The organism is Cedecea sp. B1(4) (assembly GCF_059414925.1).
Map to the genome: position 1 here is coordinate 1 of NZ_JCAHMZ010000128.1, position 326 is coordinate 326.

At 70.2% G+C, this 326-nt stretch carries 1 protein-coding gene; it reads left to right on the plus strand.

The window, feature by feature from the left end:
- Positions 1-326: hypothetical protein (locus tag ACR6JA_RS22340; RefSeq protein WP_494599598.1), on the plus strand; the 326-nt coding region annotated here is incomplete at both ends.

The following is a 326-nucleotide window of genomic DNA, read 5'->3' on the forward strand; positions in this document are numbered from 1 at the left end:
CTCGCTGGCGCCGGACGTCAAGGGCTGGTCGGGCTACATCCCCAACCCGCTCAAGGTGATGGACCGCATCCAGACCCGCTGGACCCTGGCCACCGCCACCATCTCCAGCGCCACCTTCGTGTTCAGCCCGGTGGCGATGACGGTGGTGCTGGGCGAACTGGTGGGCTCGCGCGTCAAGCATGCCTATCACCGCCTGACCACGGTGCTGAGCGCCCGCAACGGCGTCACCGAGGCGACCTACATCGCCGAGGCCCTGATCCCGCTGATCGCCTTCGGCCTGCCGCTCAGCCCGGTGGCCGCCGGTCCGGCCGCGCCGCTGTTCAACG